We start from the raw sequence: 18421 nt of genomic DNA on the forward strand, positions 1-18421 counted from the left end.
TAACCCGCCATTTACCGCTCGCCCCCTAGTGTCGCGGCCATGTTGTTCGACATCGATCTGCTGCGCAACGGCGCTTTCGGTGGCGTGCAGGCGTCGGTGAAGGGCGAGGGTGTTTGCCTGATCCACACCGCCTCGCTGGCGCAAGCGGTGGATATGTTCCGGCAATCGCCCGATCTTCGGTTGCTCGCGATCGTCGATGCGCAGCGCCGTCCGGTGGGCGTCATCCGGGAACGCGATGTCCGGACCATTCTGTTCAACCCCTTCGGCCACGCGCTGATGCAGAATCCCAGCATCGGCGGATCGCTGACGACGCTGATTCGGCCCTGTGGGACCGCCGATGCGGGGCTGGATGCCGACGCGCTCGTGCTCGCCTATCTCGACGCGGGCGGGGACGGACTGGTGCTGACACGCGATGGCGTCTTCGATTCCGTGGTCGATGCGACCGCATTCGAGCGGCTGTCCATCCAACGTCGTACGCAGGTGATGACCGATCGCGAGGCGCGGGCGGCGCGGATCGATGCGGCGGGCAAGGCCTTCACCGCCGATGTCGCGCATCTGGCAGCGGAGCTGGCCGAGGCGGCGGAGCGGATCGCCGCGATGGCCGGATTGGTCGTCACGCGCGCGGGGGCCTCGCGCCGGGATGCGGCGTCGGTGGCGGGTGCGACCGGGCAGATGGTCACGGCGCTGACCGACATCGCAGAACTCGGCCGGACCCTGGCGACGACGCTGGACGGAATCGGCGGGCAGACGGCCCGCGCCGCGGCCTTGCGCAACGATGCGCGCGTGGCGGTGATCGCCGCGGGCGATCGCGTGACGCGGCTGGTGGAGAAGGCGACCGCGGTCGACGACATGCTGCGCCTGATCCAGACGATCGCCAGCCAGACCAACCTGCTCGCCCTCAACGCCGCGATCGAGGCGGCGCGCGTGGGAGAGGCGGGTCGCGGCTTCGCGGTGGTGGCGAGCGAGGTGAAGATGCTGGCGCAACAGACGGGCACGGCAGCCAAGGACATTGCGGCGCGCGTGGCGGACATGCACGGCCTGCTCGGCGACGTCGTCGGCGGCCACCGCACGCTGGAGGCGACCATGGCCGCCATCGCCGACACGGGTGTCGCGATTGAACAGGCGGTCGCCGCGCAGCAGGGCGCGACGCGGCGTATCGCCAGCCATGTCGAGCAATCGGCAGAGGCCGGCCATGCGATCGACGATCGCGCGCGTGCGATCAGCGATCAGTCGGCGGCGATCGGCGACGACGTGTCGGGGCTGGAGGCAGTGTCGCGGACGCTGGCCGAATCCACCGGCCGTCTTCAGTCGCGCGCGCGCAGCTTCGTGCAGCTCACCGCGTCGTTGTAGGCGTCAGCGCAGCTTGGCGATCGACAAGCCATCGGCCTTGGCGCGATCCTTGGTCGATTCCTCGCTGCGTTTCAGCGCCTTGGCGATCGCCTTCAACGCCATGCCCTTCTTGGCCAGCGTGTGCAGCTTCTGGATCTCGTCCGCGGTCCAGGGCTGGCGATGGCGTTCGAACGTCTCTCCCTTGGCCATCAGAACACCGCCAGGGCGGCGTGGAGGGTGAGCGCGACGAGCGCGAGCGTGGAAGCAAGGAACAGCATGAAGCGGGGCAATACGCGATTGACCGTCGCCTGCACCAGCGAATGCGCAATCCGCAGGCCGACATAGGCCCAGGCGATCGCCGCATTCGGGCCATCGCCCGTGCCGCTCAGCGCGATGACGGTGCAGACGGCGTAGAATAACGTCGGCTGCTCCATCAGGTGATTGTAATTGTGCGCCTTCCACTGGATGTGCCGCGGCAGCGCCCGATCCGCATCGGCCGCGGTCGATCCGACCAGCTTGCCCATATCGACGCCCGCCGCCTTCATCGCGGGCATACGCGTCGCCAGCATCCAGACGAACATCACGAGTGTCCAGGCGATGAGTGCCACCATCGGGCGCAGGATGTCGCTGTGCATGTTGTCCCCTCCGTTGGGAGCGGAACCTGACGCACAGCGTTTCGTCCCGCAACCTTTCATATCGGCGGCTCCGGTCACTCGGGGCTCCCAAGCCAAGGACGAGGCACGATGAAGCAGACCGGCAATACGATCCTGATCACCGGCGGCGGTTCCGGCATCGGTGCGGCGCTGGCACAGCGCTGGCACGATGCGGGCAATACCGTCATCATCGCCGGCCGCCGGCAGGCGGCGCTGGACGAGGTCGCGAACGGGCGCGACAATATCCACACGATGACGATCGACGTCGACAGCGCGGAGGGTGTGACCGACTTCGCCAAGCGTGTGATCGAGGCGCATCCCGACCTCAACGTGCTGATCAACAATGCCGGCATCATGCGCTTCGAGACGCTGGAAACGCAGCGCGACCTGTCGGATGCCGAAGAGACGGTGACGACCAACCTGCTGGGGCCGATCCGGCTGACCAATGCGCTGATCGATCACCTGAAGGGCAAAGACGATGCGGTCATCGTCAACGTGACCTCGGGCCTCGCCTTCGTCCCGCTGGTCGATGCGCCGACCTATTGCGCGACCAAGGCGGCGATCCACAGCTACACGCTGTCGCTGCGCAATGCGCTGGAGGGCAAAGTGGAGGTGATCGAACTGGCACCGCCGGGCGTGCAGACGACGCTGACGCCGGGGCAGGAGAAGCGGTCGATGTATCAGCCGCTCGACGATTTCGCCGACGAGGTGATGCGATTGTTCGCCGAGCAGCCGACGCCGAAGGAGATTCTGGTCGAGCGCGTCCGTGGCTTCCGCAACGCCGAACGCGACGGCAATTTCGACGCCACGATGAAGCAGCTCAACGATTTCGCGCGGAAAGCGCGGGAGGAGGGGAACGCCTCTGCATAATCCCACACGCGTTCGTGCTGAGCGAGTCGAAGCACGGCTTTCCGCACGAGAGACGGCGCGTGCGGGGGCCCACCCTTCGACAAGCTCAGGGTGAACGGGCGTTGGGGGTTGGCTCCGGAAAACAAAAGGGCGCCCTGGTTCGATCCGGGGCGCCCTCATCGTTCAGCCCGCAGGCCCGACTTACTTGTCGAACAGCTTGCCCCAGCGGTGGACCGGACGGTCCTTCCACAGGCCGCGGTGATAGGCGTCGGACGCCAGCAGCGGCATCACGCTGCCCGCTTCCGCGAACACCATCTGCTCGATGCCGGTATTCACCTTGCCCCAGCTCGCCGCTTCCTGCAGCGTCGAGGACGAGCAAGCGCCGTCGCGCACGTCGGCGACGGTGATCTGCACCGCATACTTATGGACCTGCACGTCGTCATGGCCGAGAATTTCGGCGCAGACGACCGTATCCTGGATGAAGTTCTTCGGCACGCCGCCGCCGATCATCAGCAGGCCGGTGGTGCCGGCCTCGATCTTGATCTCGGTCAGCTCGCGGAAGTCGGCGACCGCGTCGATCATGACATAGGGCTTGCCCGCCTTGGCGGCATCGACCTGATGCTTGACGAGGCCGAAACCGGCCGAGCTGTCGACGAACGCCGGGCAGAAGATCGGCACGTCATGCTCGTAGGCGAGCTTGACGAGGCTGTTCTCCTTCTTGCCATGCTCGACGAGATACTTGCCCATCTCGCGGATGAATGCGCGCGACGAATACGGACCGGCCGGCAGCGATTCCGCGATCTCGAAGATCGTGTGGTCGACGTGCTGGAGCGCTTCCTCGTCGATGTACGTGTCGTAGATGCGGTCGATGTAGAGCGAGCGCAGCGTGTCGTCGTCGGGGATTTCCAGCGCCTGATAGTGCTTGTGGCCGAGACCCTCGAAGAAATCCATGTCGACGATGGTCGCGCCGGTGGCGACGATGCCGTCGACCATGTTGTTCTTCACCAGCTCGGCGTACAGGTCCATGCAGCCGCCGGCCGAGGTCGAACCCGCGATGACGAGGAAGATCGAGCAATCCTTGTCGGCCAGCATCTGGTTGTAGATGTTGGTCGCACGGCCCAGGTCGCGGCTGGTGAAGCTCATGTCCGCCATCGCCTCGACGATCGGGCGCGCGTCGAAGCTCTTGATGTCGATATGCTTGACCTGCTTCGACAGCAGCTCGGCCTTGCGGGTGTCGTTGATCGGCGCGTTGGCGCCTGCGGTCTTGGTGAGGGTGTCGGTCATGGTTCGCCTTTGGCTATCCAATACCCGTCGTCATTCACTGTTGGGGACGCGGAAACCCAATGATCTCCCCCCGCGCGGGCGCGCGAGGGGAGGGAAAGGATCAATTACGGTAGGGGCGTTACAGCTTGACGACGTTGCCCGCACGCTGCTCCGCGACGAGGCGGTCCTCGGCGTAGACCGACAGCATCGGCTCGTCGGTGACGACGACGGTGTCGCCGGTGCCGAAGCCGTTGAAGCCGGTGCGCATCGCCTGGCCATAAGCGCCGAGCATGCCGATCTCGAAATAATCGCCGGTATTCGTGTCCGCGGGCAGCGGGAACGGGCCGGCCATATAGTCGAGATCGTCGCAGGTCGGACCCCAGAAGGCGAAGTCCATGTCGCGCGCGTCCGATTCCGGCTCGCGCAGCAGCTGCACCGGATACTTCCAGCCGATATGCGCCGCATCGAACAGCGTGCCATAGGCGCCGTCGTTGATGTACAGCTCATGCCCGCGGCGGCGCTCCACGCGCACCACGACCGAGGCATATTCGGCGCACAGCGCCCGGCCCGGTTCGGCCCACAATTCGGCCGAATAGCTGACCGGCAGGCTCTCGAATGCGCGGTGGATCGTCTCGAAGAAACGCTCCAGCGGCGGCGGGGTCATGCCGGGATAGGCCGAGGGGAAACCGCCGCCGACGTCGATGACGTCGACCGTCACCGCCGCATCGACGATCGCCGCGCGCACCCGCTCCATCGCGTTCGAATAGGCATCCGGCGACATCGTCTGGCTGCCGACGTGGAAGCAGATGCCAAGTGCGTCCGCTACCTGACGGGTCGCGATCAGCAGCTCCTTCGCCTCCGACTGGCCGACGCCGAACTTCGAACCGAGGCTCAGCTTGGCATATTCGGACGAGACGCGCAGGCGCACGCACAGCGTCAGGTCGGTCGCGCCCTGCGTGGCACGCACGATCTTCGCCAGCTCTTCCAGGCAATCGAGCGAGAAGGTCTTCACGCCGTGGACGAAATACGCCTCGGCGATCGCCTCTTCCGACTTCACCGGGTGCATGAAGCAGCAGGTGGCGTCTGGCAGCGTCGTCTTCACCAGGCGCACTTCCGCGATCGACGCGGTGTCGTAATGCGTGATGCCGTTGTCCCACAGGATCTGGAGCAACGCGGGCGTCGGGTTCGCCTTCACCGCATACATCGGACGCCCCGGAAACTTCTCGACGAAGAATCGGGCGGCCCGCGCAGCGGCGTGCGGACGGACGAGCGTCACCGGATCGACCGGGCGACTCTGGGCGATGTCGATGCCCCCACCGAGAACGGAGGAACGGGCGGTCGAGAGGGGCGCTAACCCCAGCGCGCTATGGTGCTTGGCCAATTCAAGGGACCTCCAATTGCCTTACGGCATACGGTGACAAAAGCTGCCTTGCGGTTGGAAGTCCCATGGGGCAGCGGAGGCGCGATCTATGGTTGCTTGGCCTGCATGTAAAGTGGCTGATCGCACGAAAGGACGAAAAGTGACGATTTTGCGACAGCCGACGCGGGCGGGGGTGCGGGACGCGGCCGAAAAGATTGCGCGCATCCTGCCGCCAACGCCGCTTTATGTGCATGAAATCAAGGGGATGAAGGTCGCCTTCAAGGCGGAATCCCTACAGCCGATCGGCGCGTTCAAAATCCGCGGCGCCTGGCACCGATTGACCGCCTTGGACGCGGAATCGCGTGCCCGCGGCGTCGTCGCCTTCTCCAGCGGCAACCATGCGCAGGGAATCGCCTGGGCGGCGAAGAGGCTGGGGATGCCGGCGACGATCGTGATGCCGGCCGACGCGCCGCGTGCGAAGCTGGAGGGCACGTTGGCTCTCGGGGCGGAGGTGGTCCGTTACGACCGGGCGACGGAAAGCCGCGAGGCCATTGCCGCACGGCTGGCGGAAGCGCGCGGCGCGACGCTGGTTCCGAGTTTCGACGATCCCTGGGTGATCGAGGGGCAGGGGAGTGCGGGGATCGAGGCGGAGGCGCAGATGGCGGCGCTTGGCCTGGGCGCGCCGCGCCGCGTCGTGGTGCCGTGTGGGGGCGGGGGCTTGTCCACGGGGCTGGCGCTCGCCCTGAAGGATGCGGCGATCACCGTCGTGGAGCCCGAGGGTTGGGACGACATGCGCCGCAGCCTGGAGGCGTCATGGATCGAGCCGGTCGGCCCCAACCCGCCGCCGACCGCCTGCGATGCGCTCCAGACGACGCGCGTGTCGCCGCTGACCTTTGACGTGCTGGCCCGCCGCGATGCGACCGGCGTCGCGGTCAGCGAGGCGGAGACCGCGGCCGCGCAACGCTGGGCGGCGGAGCATTTGCGGCTGGTGGTCGAGCCGGGCGGCGCCGTCGGGCTGGCCGCGGTGCTGGCGGGGAAGGTCGCCGTGGAGCCAGGGCTGCTGGTGATCCTGTCGGGCGGCAACGTGGACATCGATGCCTATGCGCGGGCGATCGCGGGCCGCTGACCGCTGCAGTCGTCTTGAAGCCGTTCGTGCTGAGCCTGTCGAAGCACGGCGTGCCACACGGGTGAGGTCGCTCGGGGCGCCCCGCCCTTCGACGGGCTCAGGGCGAACGGTAAAGCCTCAGAACCCCTTGCCGAGGCAGCTATCCAACCCGTTGCGCTTCACCACGCCGACATAGCGCGCCAACGCATTGCCGTGCCGCCGCACGAAGCCGCGCGGGTCGATCGCGGCGCGTTTCTTGGGGAGCGGCAGCACCGCGGCGATCCGGCCCGCCTCGGTCGGCGACAAGTGGGTGGCGTCATGGTTGAAATAGCGGAGCGCGGCGGCATCCGCGCCATAGGTGCCGATCCCCGTCTCGGCGACGTTGAGGTAGACCTCCATGATCCGCCTTTTGCCCCACAGGGTCTCGATCAGGACGGTGAAATAAGCCTCCAGCGCCTTGCGCGCATAGCCGCCGCCCTGGAACAGGAACACGTTCTTCGCCGTCTGCTGGCTGATCGTCGACCCGCCGCGCAGGCGCTTGCCCTGCGCGTTGCTGTAGGCGGCGCTGGCGATCCCCTTCCAGTCGAAGCCATGGTGCGAGCAAAAGCGCGCGTCTTCGCCTGCGATGGCTGCGCGCGCCATGTCCGGATCCATCTCCGACAGCGGCATCCATTGCTTGGTGACGCTGCGGCCGCCGAGCAGGTCGCCCATCATCGTCCAGGTGAAGGGCACGGGCACGAAGCGGAAGATGCCGACCATCAGCACCGACACGATGACGAACGCCAGCACGGCTTTCAGCAGGATACGGAGGACGCGGCTCATCGCCGCGCTTTACGGGGCGGGGCGCTCCGGCATCAAGCCCAGGATCGCGGCCGCGGCGTCGATGCCCGTCTGGTAGGCGCCATGCGCGGTCGAAAAGTCGTGGGCCGAACAGGCCTCGCCGACGAAGAACAGCCGGTCGTCGACGGGCGCCGCCAGCGCTGCCCGCGCCCCCGCATGGCCGACCGCCGCATGGCTGTAGCTGCCGTGGATATGCGCCGCGTCCCGCCAGCGCGTCGCACCGAGCGGCTGCAGCCGCCGCCGCCAGTCGCTGCCCAGCAAAGCGACCAGCTCACGAATCGCAAAGTCGATCGCGGCCCGCTCGTCCGCCATCGCTTCCGCGCAGGCGCCGCCGAAGAAGCTTTCGATAATCGGCAGCCCGAACGGCGACAGGCGGTGGCTGGCGGTGCAGGCGCTGTGCGGGTTGCCGGTCAGGTGGGCATGCGCCAGCCACTCGGGCGTGTCGACGGCGAGGAAGACCTTGTCGGCGAGGCCGAGCGGCAGGTTCGCCGCGGCATGCTGCTTGTCGGGCAGCGGCGGGTCGAAGACGAGTCCGTCGTACGCCGTCGTGGGTAGCGCGAGAATGACCCGCGCCGCCTCGATCGTCCCCGCAGGCGTGTCGAGCCGGATCCTTGTCCCGCGATGATCGATCCGCGTGACCGGCGTGTCGAGCCTCACCGGCACGCCCCGCGCATGACCGACGATCAGCGTGCCATATCCTGCGGGCAGCGCCCAATTGTCCTCGGTCGCTGCATCTTCGTACGCCGCCCAGTCGTGGAGCGACACGCGGCCCAGCGGCGCGCCATTGGCGTAGCCCGAGATGGCGTCGATCATCGGCCGCCACGGGTCGTCCGTAGCGACGAAGTCCGACAGCGGCCGGTCTGGGCCGTCGAGTGCGGTATGCGCGGCGGTTTCGAACCGGTCGTAGGCTTCGCCGAACGCGCGTTGTTCGTCAGGGGGAAATGCCAGGTCGCGCCATTGGACGCCCCAGTTGGGGGACGATCGGTCGATGGTGACGCCGGCGGCCTCGGCGATCCGGGTCCAGGGATTGCGCTTGGCGGAGTGGAGCCAGCCGCAGCCGGCGTCGACGGTGACGGAACCCTTCGACCCAATTCGTTCGTCACCCCGGACTTGTTCCGGGGTCCACTTGGCGGCGTGGGGGGTGTCTCGTGGCTCGAACGATCCCCCCGCGGCCCGGTGGACCCCGGAACGAGTCCGGGGTGACGGCGTGAGTGGGGCTAAGGCCGCGCTCCCATCGAGCGGCAACCGCAGGCTGTGCGCGCGGCCGCCGAGGCGATCGCCCGCCTCGACCAGCAATACTTCGGCACCCGCGTCGTGTAGCGCCCGTGCCGCGGCGATGCCGGCCGCGCCGCCGCCGACGACGACGGTCAGGCCGGCCGGCACGCTCACCTCAGGCCGCGATCAGGCGCTTTTCGCCGGCGATCCGCATCATCGCCTTTTGCAGCTTCTCGAACGCCCGCACCTCGATCTGGCGCACGCGCTCGCGCGACACGCCGTACACCTGGCTCAGCTCTTCCAACGTCTTGGGATCGTCGGTCAGGCGCCGCTCGGTCAGGATGTGCTTTTCGCGGTCGTTCAGGTCGTCCATCGCGCTGACGAGCATGTCGTGACGGACATCCGCCTCCTGCGCGTCGGCGACGACCGCGTCCTGCAAGGGCGCATCGTCCTGCAACCAGTCCTGCCACTGGCCCTCGCCATCTTCGCGCATCGAGACGTTGAGCGACGTGTCGCCGCCCATCGCCATGCGCCGGTTCATGCTGACGACATCGCTTTCGGCGACGCCCAGATCGGTCGCGATCTTGGTGATGTGTTCGGGACGCAGGTCGCCGTCCTCGAACGCGTCGAGCTTCGACTTCATGCGTCGCAGGTTAAAGAACAGCTTCTTCTGGGCCGCCGTGGTGCCCATCTTCACGAGGCTCCACGAGCGCAGGATATATTCCTGGATCGATGCGCGGATCCACCACATCGCATAGGTGGCGAGGCGGAAGCCCCGATCGGGCTCGAACTTCTTCACGCCCTGCATCAGGCCGATATTGCCTTCGCTGATCAGCTCCGACGTCGGCAGGCCATAGCCGCGATAGCCCATCGCGATCTTGGCGACGAGGCGCAGGTGGCTGGTGACGAGCTGCGCCGCCGCCTCGGTATCGCCATGCTCCTGAAAGCGCTTGGCGAGCATATATTCCTGCTCGGGTTGCAGGATGGGGAATTTCTTGATCTCGGCGAGGTAGCGGTTGAGGCTCTGCTCGCCGCCGAGGGCAGGTATCGTCGCGGGGACGTTGCTGCGGGCTGCCATGATCTGATCTCCCTTATCTTGCGGAGGCGTGTCGTCCCTGTCGCGGCAACGAACGGTCCGGACCTATACGTGAAGCTCGGTGAACAGTTCCTGCATGTCTGCAGGCATATCGCTATCGAACGCCAAAGCGGTGCTTTTCACCGGATGGATGAACCCCAGATGTGCCGCGTGCAAGGCCTGGCGGCGGAAACCGAGGGTTTCGAGAAGCGCTTTTTGAGCACCCTTTGTTCTACCATAGACCGGGTCGCCCAGCAAGGCGTGCCCGATCGAGGCCATGTGAACGCGGACCTGATGCGTGCGTCCCGTCTCCAGCCGGCATTCGACCAGCGCCGCGTCGCGCAGCAGCTCCATCGTGCGATAATGCGTCACGGCGCGCTTGCCGCCCTGAACGATCGCGATCTTCTTACGGTTGGTTGCCGAGCGGGCGAGGGGGGCGTCGACCTTGCCCTCCGCCGGTCGCGGCCGCCCGCCGACGATCGCGCGATATCGGCGGTCGATACTGTGGTCGTGGAACTGGCGCGCCAGACCCTCATGCGCGCGATCGGTCTTGGCGGCCACCATCAGACCGCTGGTATCCTTGTCGATTCGGTGGACGATCCCCGGCCGCGCGACGCCGCCGATGCCCGACAGGCTGCCCTGGCAATGGTGGAGCAAAGCGTTGACCAATGTGCCGTCGAGATTGCCCGCCGCTGGGTGGACGACGAGGCCGGCGGGCTTGTCGATCACGATCAGATGTTCGTCTTCGTAAGCGATGACGAGGGGGATATCCTGCGCCTCGTTGTGCGGCAGCGTCGGATTGGGCACCGCGACGTTCAGCCGATCCCCAGCGCTCGCCCGCTTGGCGGGATCGCGCACCATCACGCCGTCGCGAGTCACCGCGCCGCTGGCGATCAGCACCTTCAGCCGCTCGCGTGACAGCGTCGGCACCGCATCGGCGAGCGCACGGTCGAGCCGCCAGCCATCGGCGGCAGGCGCGATCGTCGCTTCAAGGATGGAAACCCCCCGGTCCATACCGTAACGATGTGGGAACGATGGTGACGATTGCAAGCGACCTTGCCCGCCAAATCCTGCGCGCTGCGGCCGCGTCGCCGGACGAAGAGGTGTGCGGCCTGCTGTTCGGCACGGCCGATGCGATCGCGGCGGTGCAGCCGTGCCGCAACGTCGCCGCCGATCCCTCTCGCTGGTTCGAGATCGACCCCGCCGCTCTGCTGGCGGCGCACCGAGCGGCACGGAACGGCGCGCCCGCGATCGTCGGCTGGTATCATTCGCACCCCTCTGGCGAGGCCAGCCCCTCGCCGCGCGACGCCGCGAGCGCCGCGCCGGACGGCATGCTGTGGCTGATCGCGGCGGGTGGCGCACTGCGCGCGTGGCGGGCGGTGGAGGATGGGCCGGTCGAGGGGCGGTTCGAGGCGGTGGCGCTGAACGTTTTCCGCTGACCCCTTTTTTTGTCATTCCGGCGAACGCCGGAATCCATGGACGCACGCGGCCGATGCTGCGCCCCACCGCTTCCCCACCGTATCCATGGATTCTGGCGTTCGCCGGAATGACGAAGGGAGAGGGCGAAGCATGCCGCTTGCACCCGTGACTCATCCCCGCCACATCAGAGCGATACTTCAGGGGATACCCATGTCCGTCAGCCCGATCGATTTTGCGAGCCTGCTCTGCTCGCGCCTGTGCCATGACCTGCTGTCGCCGGTCGGCGCGCTCAACAACGGGCTGGAGCTGCTCGGCGACGAGAACGATCCCGAGATGCGCACCCGCGTCTTTCAGCTGCTCAGCGAGAGCGCGCGCGTATCCGCCAACAAGCTCAAATTCTTCCGCCTCGCCTTCGGTGCCGCCGGCGGGTTCGGCGAACAGGTCGACGCGCGCGAGGCGAAGACCGCGATCGAGGGCCTGCTTGCCGACAACAAGCGCACGCAGTTCAACTGGTGGGTGGAAACGGAGACGCTGCCCAAGTCCGCGCTGAAGGTGATGCTCAACCTCGCCCTGATCGCCAGCGAGGCGCTGGTGCGCGGTGGCACGCTGGATGTCGGCGGCGAAGACAATGGCGGGCAGCTGGAGATCGTGGTCAAGATCGAGGGGCCGCGGATCATCCTCGACCCCGAATTGCGCCGCACGCTGACCGACGGTGAGGGAGCCGAAGGCGTCACCCCGCGCGCCGCCGCCGCCTATCTGGTCCACACGCTTGCCGCGCAGGCCGGCGGCACGGTGCTGGTCAGCGAACCGGCCGAGAATGTCATGATCTTCGGCGTTGCCTTTCCGAACGGCTGATCGGAGTCGGGAGCCGCAGTAAACGCGCTCTTAACCCCTCATCCGCCATGACCCCACGCGACTATCGCCCGGGGACCCATGGACGACCTGCTGCAGGAATTCATCGCTGAAACCCGCGAGACGCTCGACGCTTTGTCGGGCGAGATCGTCGCGTGGGAAGCGGATCCGGGCGATCGCGCGCGGCTGGATGCGATCTTCCGCTTCGTCCACACGGTGAAGGGCAGCTGCGGCTTCCTCGACCTTCCGCGCCTCGCCCGGCTGAGCCATGCCGCCGAGGATGCGCTGGCGACGGTGCGCGACGGCCGCCGGACGCCGGATACCGCGCTGGTCGATGCCGTCCTCTCGATCGTCGACCGGATCGGTGACATCGTCGAGGCGATCGATGGCGGCGAAGCGCTGGACGATACGGGCGAGGACCTGCTGATCGCGGCGCTGGCGGAGGATGCGCAGCCGGTCGCGTTAGTGCAGGCGGCGCACCAGCCGCGAGTCGGCTCCCGCTCCGTCCGGCTGAACGTCGACCTGCTCGACCGGATGATGAGCGGCATGTCCGACATGGTGCTCGCCCGCAACGAACTCGCGCGGCGGCTGCGCGATGTCGATAACGACCCGCTGGTCGAGGCGGCACTGGAGCGCCTGTCGCTGACCGTCTCGGACATGCGCGATACGGTCACCCGCACCCGCATGCAGCGGATCGACGCTCTATTCTCCGCCTTGCCGCGCATGGTGCGCGATACCGCCGGCGAGCTCGGCAAGCTGGTGGCGCTGACCATCGAGGGCGCCGACGTCGAGCTGGATCGCGAGATGATCGAGCTGATGCGCGATCCCTTGCTCCACATCATCCGCAATGCGGTCGACCATGGTATCGAGGCGCCGGCGGATCGCCGCGCGGCGGGCAAGCGCGACACCGGCCGCCTGATCGTCTCCGCGCGTCAGTCGGGCAACCAGATCCTCGTCGAAATCACCGACGACGGCCGCGGCATCGACGTCGATCGACTGGTCGAAAAGGCCAAGGCGCAGAAGATCCTGACCGCAAGCCAGGCCGCCGCGATGGATCATGCCGCCAAGCTCGACCTCATCTTCCATCCCGGCCTGTCGAGTCGCGATACGGTGACGGCGATCTCGGGGCGCGGCGTCGGCATGGACGTCGTGCGCGCCAACATCGAACAGCTAGGCGGGCGCATCCATCTGTCCAGCCAGCCGGGGCGCGGGCTCAGCATCGTGATCTTCGTGCCGCTGACGCTATCGATCATGTCGACGATCGTCGTCGGCGTCGGCGATCATCGCTTCGCGATCGCGCGCCAGTCGGTCGACGAAATCCTGCGCATTCGCGGCGAATCGGTGCGGATCGACACGATCGGCGACACGGCGGTCGCGACCGTGCGCGGGCGGCGCCTGCCGATGGTGTCGCTGGCCGAATTGATGGGCCTTGCCGGCGAAAAGGATCAGGCCGCGACGCTCGCGATCGTGTCGACGCGCGGCGGCGATTATGCGCTGGTGATCGATCAGGTGATCGATACCGAGGATCTGGTGGTCAAGCCGGCGGCCCCCGCTGTGATGGCGACGGGCCTGTACGCTGGCCAGACGCTGCCCGATTCGGGCCAGCCGATGCTGCTGCTCGACGGATCGGGCATGGCCACCATGGCGGGCCTGCGGTTCGACAAGACGCTGATCGCCGACGAGGCGCCGGTCCAAGAGACGCGCGCGGACGCCATTCCGGCCCTGTTGTTCGAGGACCTGGACGGCCAGCGCCGCGTGATGCCGCTCGCGGCGATCGACCGCGTCGAACCGGTGTCGGTCGACGCGATCCGCCTGACGGCGGGCAAGCTGCGGCTGGCGATCGGCGGGGCGCTGGTGCCGTTGCAGGCCGTCGCCCCGTTCGGCGACCGACGCGAAGTACCCGTGCTGCGCCTGACCGATGGTTCGACCGAGATCGCCTATGCGATCCATGAGCCGGTCGAGATCGTCCATCTGCCCGATCAGATCGCCCCCGTCTTCGGCTGCGGGCCGGTTGCCGGCGTTGCGATCATCGGCGGCGAACAGGTGGAATTGCTCGACGCGCATGCGCTGTTCGCGGGCGAAGCGCTGCGACCGGCCGAACCGCGTCTGTGCCTGTTGCAAGGGGATGGCAGCGGCTGGATGGAAACCTTCCTGCGGCCGATGCTGGATGCGGCGGGCTATCGCTGCGTCACCCAGCCGCCGGCCGACGTGCCGGTCGACGTCGCGCTGGTGATGGACGATCGACCCGTCGCGCCGGCCGTCGCGCGCAATGTCGTGCGGCTGCGGCGCGACCCGGGGGTGGGCGAGGGCATCTATCGTTACGACCGGTCGGCCTTGTTCGATGCGCTGGCGCGCGCGGTGGGGGAAGGATGATGGAGCTGTTCCTGATCGCCCAGATCGCCGGCCGCGGCGTCGCGATCGCCACGTCGCAGATCGATTCGGTGGTCGACATCGCCGAAACGGTCGCCGTGCCGCGCACCGCGCGCGCGATCCGCGGGCTGGTCGCGCTGCGTAGCCGCGTGGTGACGGTGATCGACACGGGCACCGCGCTCGGCCTCGCGCCGATGCCCGTTCATGCGCGGCGCGCGGTGATCACGCGGGTGGATGGCCATGATTATGCGGTGCTGGTCGACTCGCTCGACGATGTCGCGCTGTTCGATCGCCAGTCGCTCTCTCCTGGGCTCGCCCTCGATCGCGGCTGGGCGCGGGTAGGCGTCGGATTGATCGAACGCGACGACGAGGCGCTGCTGATCGTCGATCTCGCGGCGATTGTTCCGCAACAGGCGGTGGCGGCTTAACGGCCCGCTTACCCTTGCCTGTCACACAGGCATCAGAACGAACACTTCCTTCGTGAAAAGGCGTATCCATGAAGACCTGCCTCGTCGTCGACGATTCGAAGGTGATCCGCAAGGTGGCCCGGCACATTCTGGAAACGCTGGACTTTACCGTGACGGAGGCCTGCGACGGCCGTGAGGCGCTCGACGCCTGCCTGGCGTCTGCCCCTGACGTGATCCTGCTCGACTGGAACATGCCCGTGATGAGCGGGATGGATTTCCTGCGCGCGTTGCGCGAATCGGCGATCCCCTCGCGACCCAAGGTCGTGTTCTGCACCACCGAGAACGGCATGGCCTACATCCGCGCGGCGATCGACGCCGGTGCGGACGAATATGTGATGAAGCCGTTCGACCGCGACACGCTCGAATCCAAGCTCCAGATCGTCGGCCTCGCCTGAGCCGGTCCGGGTGCATGGCGCCGCTTCCCCAACCTTTGCGTGACGACGTGCAGGCGGAGGACGACAGTCCCGCAGCGCCGCCCCGGCCGCTGCCGCGCATCCTGATCGTCGACGATTCGGCCGTCACGCGTGCGGTGATGGAGCGGATCGTCACCGCCAGCGGCCGCTATGTCGTCGTCGCCAGCGTCAGCACGATCGCGGCGGGCCTGGCGGCGCTGGCGCGGGAACGGATCGACCTGATCCTGCTCGACATCAACCTGCCCGACACCGATGGCCTCACCGCCCTGCCGGCGCTGCTCGCCGCCAGCAACGCGGCGCACGTGCTGGTCGTCTCGGGCGCGCTGAACACGGGCAGCGACGTCGCGCAGCAGGCGCTCGACGCGGGCGCGATCGACACGCTGTTCAAGCCCGAGGCCGGCCAGCGCATCACCCAGTTCAGCGAATCGCTGCTTGGCAAGATCGATCGGCTGCTGGCCGTCGACCCCGCGTCCGCCGCGGTCGACGAGCGTCCCCCGGCGTTGGCGATCCGCACGCCGGCAGCCGTACGCGATGCGAAGGGCGTGACCGTCCCGCTCGCCACGGCCGCGGCGGATTACGACGTGGTGGCGATCGGCGCCTCGACCGGCGGTATCCATGCGCTCAGCGAATTGCTGCGGGCGATACCGGCTGAATTCCGCCTGCCGATCCTGGTCACGCAGCATCTGCCCGCGGCCTTCATGCCCTATTTCGCGGCGCAGCTCGCGGTGATCGGCGGCCGGCCGTGCGATGTCGCCTGCGACCGGATGCGCGTGCGCCCCGGACGGATCATCGTGGCGCCGGGCGATGCGCATATGCGCTGCGTCCGCCTGCCCGACGGGTCGGCCGCGGTGCGCCTGACCGACCAGCCGAGCGACAGCGGCTGCATGCCGTCGGTCGATCCGATGCTGGCGTCGCTCGCCGACATCTTCGGGGCCCGCGTGCTCGCCATCGTGCTGAGCGGCATGGGCCGCGACGGCGCCGATGGCGCGCGATCGGTGCATGAGGCGGGAGGCAGCGTGATCGTGCAGGACCGGATCAGCTCGGTCGTGTGGGGCATGCCAGGCACCATCGTGCAAGCGGGCCATGCGGATGTCGTCCTGTCGCCACGCGATATCGGCCTGTTCGCCGCCGCCGGACAGCGGCCATGATCGCCCCGTCGCGCGCGACCGCGGTGCGCCCGCCCGTGGCCGGCAGCACCGTATCGCCCGCGACATTGCAGATGTTCAGCGCGTTGCTCGAAGCGCGGACGGGCCAGCGGATCGCCAGCTATCGATCCTGGCGGATCGACACGGCGTTGAAATCGCTGATGCGCGATCGCGGGCTCGGGACGCTCGACCAGCTCGTGGCGCTGCTGCGCGAGGGGCGCGATCGCCCGCTGGCCGACGAGGTGGTCGACGCGCTGCTCAACCAGGAAACCTCGTTTTTCCGCGATGCGCCGATCTTCGACCTCGTTGTCGAGGCGGTGGCCGCGGCCGAACGACGCGGCCACCGTGCGCGCATCTGGTGCGCCGGCTGCGCGACTGGGCAGGAGCCGCAGTCGCTGGCGATGCTGTTCGCCGAGCGGGCGGAGGCGGGCGCCCCCATGCCCGAAATCCTCGCGACCGACGTATCCGACCTCGCGCTCGCCCGCGCCCGGGCCGGCCGATACACGCAGTTCGAGATCCAGCGCGGCCTGCCGATTCGCCAGCTGATGCGCTGGTTCGATGGCGAGGGCGGGGAATGGACGATCAAGCCCGACCTTGCCCGCCGCGTCATGTTCCGGCAGCACAATCTGGTCGCCGACCGCCCGCCGGCGGGCGCGTTCGACGTCATATTGTGCCGTAACGTGCTGCTTTATTTGTCGCCCGAAACCAAGCAGGCGGTCTTCCGCACCTTCGCCGACGCGCTGCGCCCCGATGGCCTGCTGGTGCTGGGAGCGGGGGAAACGGTAATCGGCCAGACGCAGCTGTTCCAGCCGAGCCGGACGCTGCGGGGCTTCTACGAACGGTCGGCCGTGCCGACGTCCGACGGCGGCATCGCCGGCGCAGCCCAGGGCCGCGGCGGCGCCTGACCGCGGATCGTCCAGCCCCTCTTACCTCACGCGTACGGCTCGGCTAACGTGCATCGCCATGGACCGTCTCGACACGCCCTCGCCGAACTTCGACGAGCGGACGCTGCCGATCAGCATGATCGTGCTGCACTACACCGGCATGCAGGATGCCGCCTCCGCGCGCGCGCGCCTGTGCGATCCCGAGGCCAAGGTCTCGTCGCATTATCTGCTCGACGAGGACGGTACGCTCCACCGCCTCGTCGCCGAGGAGCATCGCGCCTGGCATGCCGGCGCATCGCACTGGCGCGGCATCACCGACGTCAATTCGGCGAGCATCGGGATCGAGATCGTCAATCCGGGGCATGAATGGGGCTATCGCCCGTTCCCGGAGGCGCAGATCGAGGCACTGCTGCCTCTCGTCGCGGACATCAAAGATCGCCACGGCATCACCCGCGGCAATATCGTCGGCCATTCCGACGTGGCGCCGGTGCGCAAGCGCGACCCGGGCGAACTGTTCCCCTGGCACCGGCTCGCCCGGCTGCGGCTCGCGCTGCCCCGGCCGACGCGCAATCTGCTCGACCCGATGTGGACGCAGGCGGGCTTCCTGCTCGCGCTGGAACGCTTCGGCTATGACGTCACCGATCCGATGGCGGCGATCATGGCGTTCCAGCGCCGCTTCCGCCCCGAACTGATCGATGGCGAGATCGATGCGGAATGCCGTATGATCCTGCTCGCGCTATTGCTTCCCAAACCGCAGGGGGATGAGTAGAGAGGCCCGGTCAGAGGGTCGGGCGGCCGCGGGTGCTTTCGGGCACGCGAGGAAAGTCCGGGCTCCGCGAAACGACGGTGCCGGGTAATGCCCGGCGGGGGCGACCCCAGGGACAGTGCCACAGAGAGCAGACGGCCACTCCTTCGGGACGGTCATGGTGAAAGGGTGCGGTAAGAGCGCACCGCGCGACCGGTAACGGAAGCGGCACGGCAAACCCCACCGGGAGCAAAACCGAATAGGGACGGCACAGGGGCTTCGTTTCAGCTCGTCGTCCGGGTTGGTTGCTGGAGGCGGCACGCAAGCGTCGTCCTAGAGGAATGGTCGCCCAGTCCCTTCGGGGATGGACAGAACCCGGCTTACAGACCCTCTGGCGTTTATCTCCCACTGCGGTCAGGATGCACCCCGAGTGGGGG

General features: G+C 67.7%; 19 protein-coding genes and 1 other RNA gene. 12 read left to right on the forward strand and 8 right to left on the reverse strand.

Going from position 1 to position 18421, the window contains the following annotated elements:
- Window positions 1-39: 39 nt before the first annotated feature.
- A complete protein-coding gene (locus A7E77_RS12305) occupies window positions 40-1350 on the forward strand; it encodes a methyl-accepting chemotaxis protein (protein ID WP_053111624.1) in 1311 nt (436 codons plus the stop codon).
- 3 nt (window positions 1351-1353) lie between these two features.
- Here the strand turns inward: A7E77_RS12305 and A7E77_RS12310 are convergent, their stop codons facing one another.
- Together A7E77_RS12310 and A7E77_RS12315 are read right to left on the reverse strand one after the other, a co-directional pair.
- On the reverse strand, window positions 1354-1539 hold the full coding sequence (locus A7E77_RS12310) for a hypothetical protein (protein WP_017978200.1): 186 nt from the start codon (window positions 1537-1539) through the stop codon (window positions 1354-1356).
- A complete protein-coding gene (locus tag A7E77_RS12315) occupies window positions 1539-1964 on the reverse strand; it encodes an MAPEG family protein (protein WP_053111625.1) in 426 nt (141 codons plus the stop codon). Before A7E77_RS12315 ends, A7E77_RS12310 begins: the two co-directional genes overlap by 1 nt.
- 108 nt (window positions 1965-2072) lie before the next feature.
- Here A7E77_RS12315 and A7E77_RS12320 point away from each other — a divergent pair, with 108 nt between their 5' ends.
- Window positions 2073-2852 (forward strand): SDR family oxidoreductase, encoded by a 780-nt coding sequence (locus A7E77_RS12320; RefSeq protein WP_053111626.1) that lies wholly within the window; start codon window positions 2073-2075, stop codon window positions 2850-2852.
- Between the two features lie 180 nt (window positions 2853-3032).
- Here A7E77_RS12320 and A7E77_RS12325 read toward each other — a convergent pair whose 3' ends face one another.
- Window positions 3033-4115 (reverse strand): 1,9-bis(guanidino)-5-aza-nonane synthase, encoded by a 1083-nt coding sequence (locus A7E77_RS12325; protein WP_053111627.1) that lies wholly within the window; start codon window positions 4113-4115, stop codon window positions 3033-3035.
- Between the two features lie 118 nt (window positions 4116-4233).
- Entirely contained in the window at window positions 4234-5475 is a 1242-nt protein-coding gene (locus tag A7E77_RS12330; protein WP_173581525.1) for a type III PLP-dependent enzyme, read from the reverse strand.
- A gap of 139 nt (window positions 5476-5614) precedes the next feature.
- Between A7E77_RS12330 and A7E77_RS12335 the strand changes: the two genes are divergently transcribed.
- The gene (locus A7E77_RS12335) at window positions 5615-6580 is read left to right on the forward strand and encodes a threonine/serine dehydratase (protein ID WP_173581528.1); all 966 of its coding nucleotides are present in this window, start codon (window positions 5615-5617) and stop codon (window positions 6578-6580) included.
- 117 nt (window positions 6581-6697) lie between these two features.
- Here A7E77_RS12335 and mtgA read toward each other — a convergent pair whose 3' ends face one another.
- The 4 genes from mtgA to A7E77_RS12355 all read right to left on the reverse strand — a co-directional run bounded on the left by mtgA (window position 6698) and on the right by A7E77_RS12355 (window position 10703).
- On the reverse strand, window positions 6698-7381 hold the full coding sequence (gene mtgA, locus A7E77_RS12340) for a monofunctional biosynthetic peptidoglycan transglycosylase (protein WP_053111630.1): 684 nt from the start codon (window positions 7379-7381) through the stop codon (window positions 6698-6700).
- A gap of 9 nt (window positions 7382-7390) precedes the next feature.
- Window positions 7391-8788: a flavin monoamine oxidase family protein gene (locus A7E77_RS12345; RefSeq protein ID WP_053111631.1), complete on the reverse strand. Its 1398-nt coding sequence runs from the start codon at window positions 8786-8788 to the stop codon at window positions 7391-7393.
- A 1-nt stretch (window position 8789) separates the two neighbouring features.
- Window positions 8790-9692, reverse strand: a complete 903-nt coding sequence (rpoH, locus tag A7E77_RS12350; protein ID WP_017978208.1) for an RNA polymerase sigma factor RpoH — start codon at window positions 9690-9692, stop codon at window positions 8790-8792.
- Window positions 9693-9755: 63 nt separating this feature from the next.
- Entirely contained in the window at window positions 9756-10703 is a 948-nt protein-coding gene (locus tag A7E77_RS12355) for an RluA family pseudouridine synthase (RefSeq protein WP_017978209.1), read from the reverse strand.
- Between the two features lie 20 nt (window positions 10704-10723).
- Here A7E77_RS12355 and A7E77_RS12360 point away from each other — a divergent pair, with 20 nt between their 5' ends.
- From A7E77_RS12360 to rnpB, 9 genes are all read left to right on the forward strand, one after another.
- Window positions 10724-11128: a Mov34/MPN/PAD-1 family protein gene (locus A7E77_RS12360; RefSeq protein ID WP_053111632.1), complete on the forward strand. Its 405-nt coding sequence runs from the start codon at window positions 10724-10726 to the stop codon at window positions 11126-11128.
- 190 nt (window positions 11129-11318) lie between these two features.
- Window positions 11319-11963: a histidine phosphotransferase family protein gene (locus tag A7E77_RS12365; RefSeq protein ID WP_053111633.1), complete on the forward strand. Its 645-nt coding sequence runs from the start codon at window positions 11319-11321 to the stop codon at window positions 11961-11963.
- 78 nt (window positions 11964-12041) lie between these two features.
- Complete coding sequence (locus A7E77_RS12370) at window positions 12042-14333, forward strand: chemotaxis protein CheA (RefSeq protein WP_053111634.1); 2292 nt, start codon at window positions 12042-12044, stop codon at window positions 14331-14333.
- A complete protein-coding gene (locus tag A7E77_RS12375; protein WP_043059908.1) occupies window positions 14333-14758 on the forward strand; it encodes a chemotaxis protein CheW in 426 nt (141 codons plus the stop codon). Before A7E77_RS12370 ends, A7E77_RS12375 begins: the two co-directional genes overlap by 1 nt.
- Before the next feature lie 68 nt (window positions 14759-14826).
- On the forward strand, window positions 14827-15192 hold the full coding sequence (locus A7E77_RS12380) for a response regulator (protein ID WP_017978214.1): 366 nt from the start codon (window positions 14827-14829) through the stop codon (window positions 15190-15192).
- A gap of 47 nt (window positions 15193-15239) precedes the next feature.
- Complete coding sequence (locus A7E77_RS12385) at window positions 15240-16358, forward strand: chemotaxis protein CheB (RefSeq protein ID WP_053111683.1); 1119 nt, start codon at window positions 15240-15242, stop codon at window positions 16356-16358.
- Window positions 16355-17260, forward strand: a complete 906-nt coding sequence (locus tag A7E77_RS12390; protein ID WP_053111635.1) for a CheR family methyltransferase — start codon at window positions 16355-16357, stop codon at window positions 17258-17260. Before A7E77_RS12385 ends, A7E77_RS12390 begins: the two co-directional genes overlap by 4 nt.
- A 58-nt stretch (window positions 17261-17318) precedes the next feature.
- On the forward strand, window positions 17319-18008 hold the full coding sequence (locus A7E77_RS12395) for an N-acetylmuramoyl-L-alanine amidase (protein ID WP_017978217.1): 690 nt from the start codon (window positions 17319-17321) through the stop codon (window positions 18006-18008).
- A 10-nt stretch (window positions 18009-18018) separates the two neighbouring features.
- Window positions 18019-18383, forward strand: an RNA gene (rnpB, locus tag A7E77_RS12400) — RNase P RNA component class A.
- The last annotated feature ends 38 nt before the right edge of the window (window positions 18384-18421 follow it).

Origin of the sequence: Sphingomonas sp. NIC1 (genome assembly GCF_001638925.1) — a bacterium.
In the GTDB taxonomy this organism is placed as follows: Bacteria; Pseudomonadota; Alphaproteobacteria; order Sphingomonadales; family Sphingomonadaceae; genus Sphingomonas; species Sphingomonas aquatilis.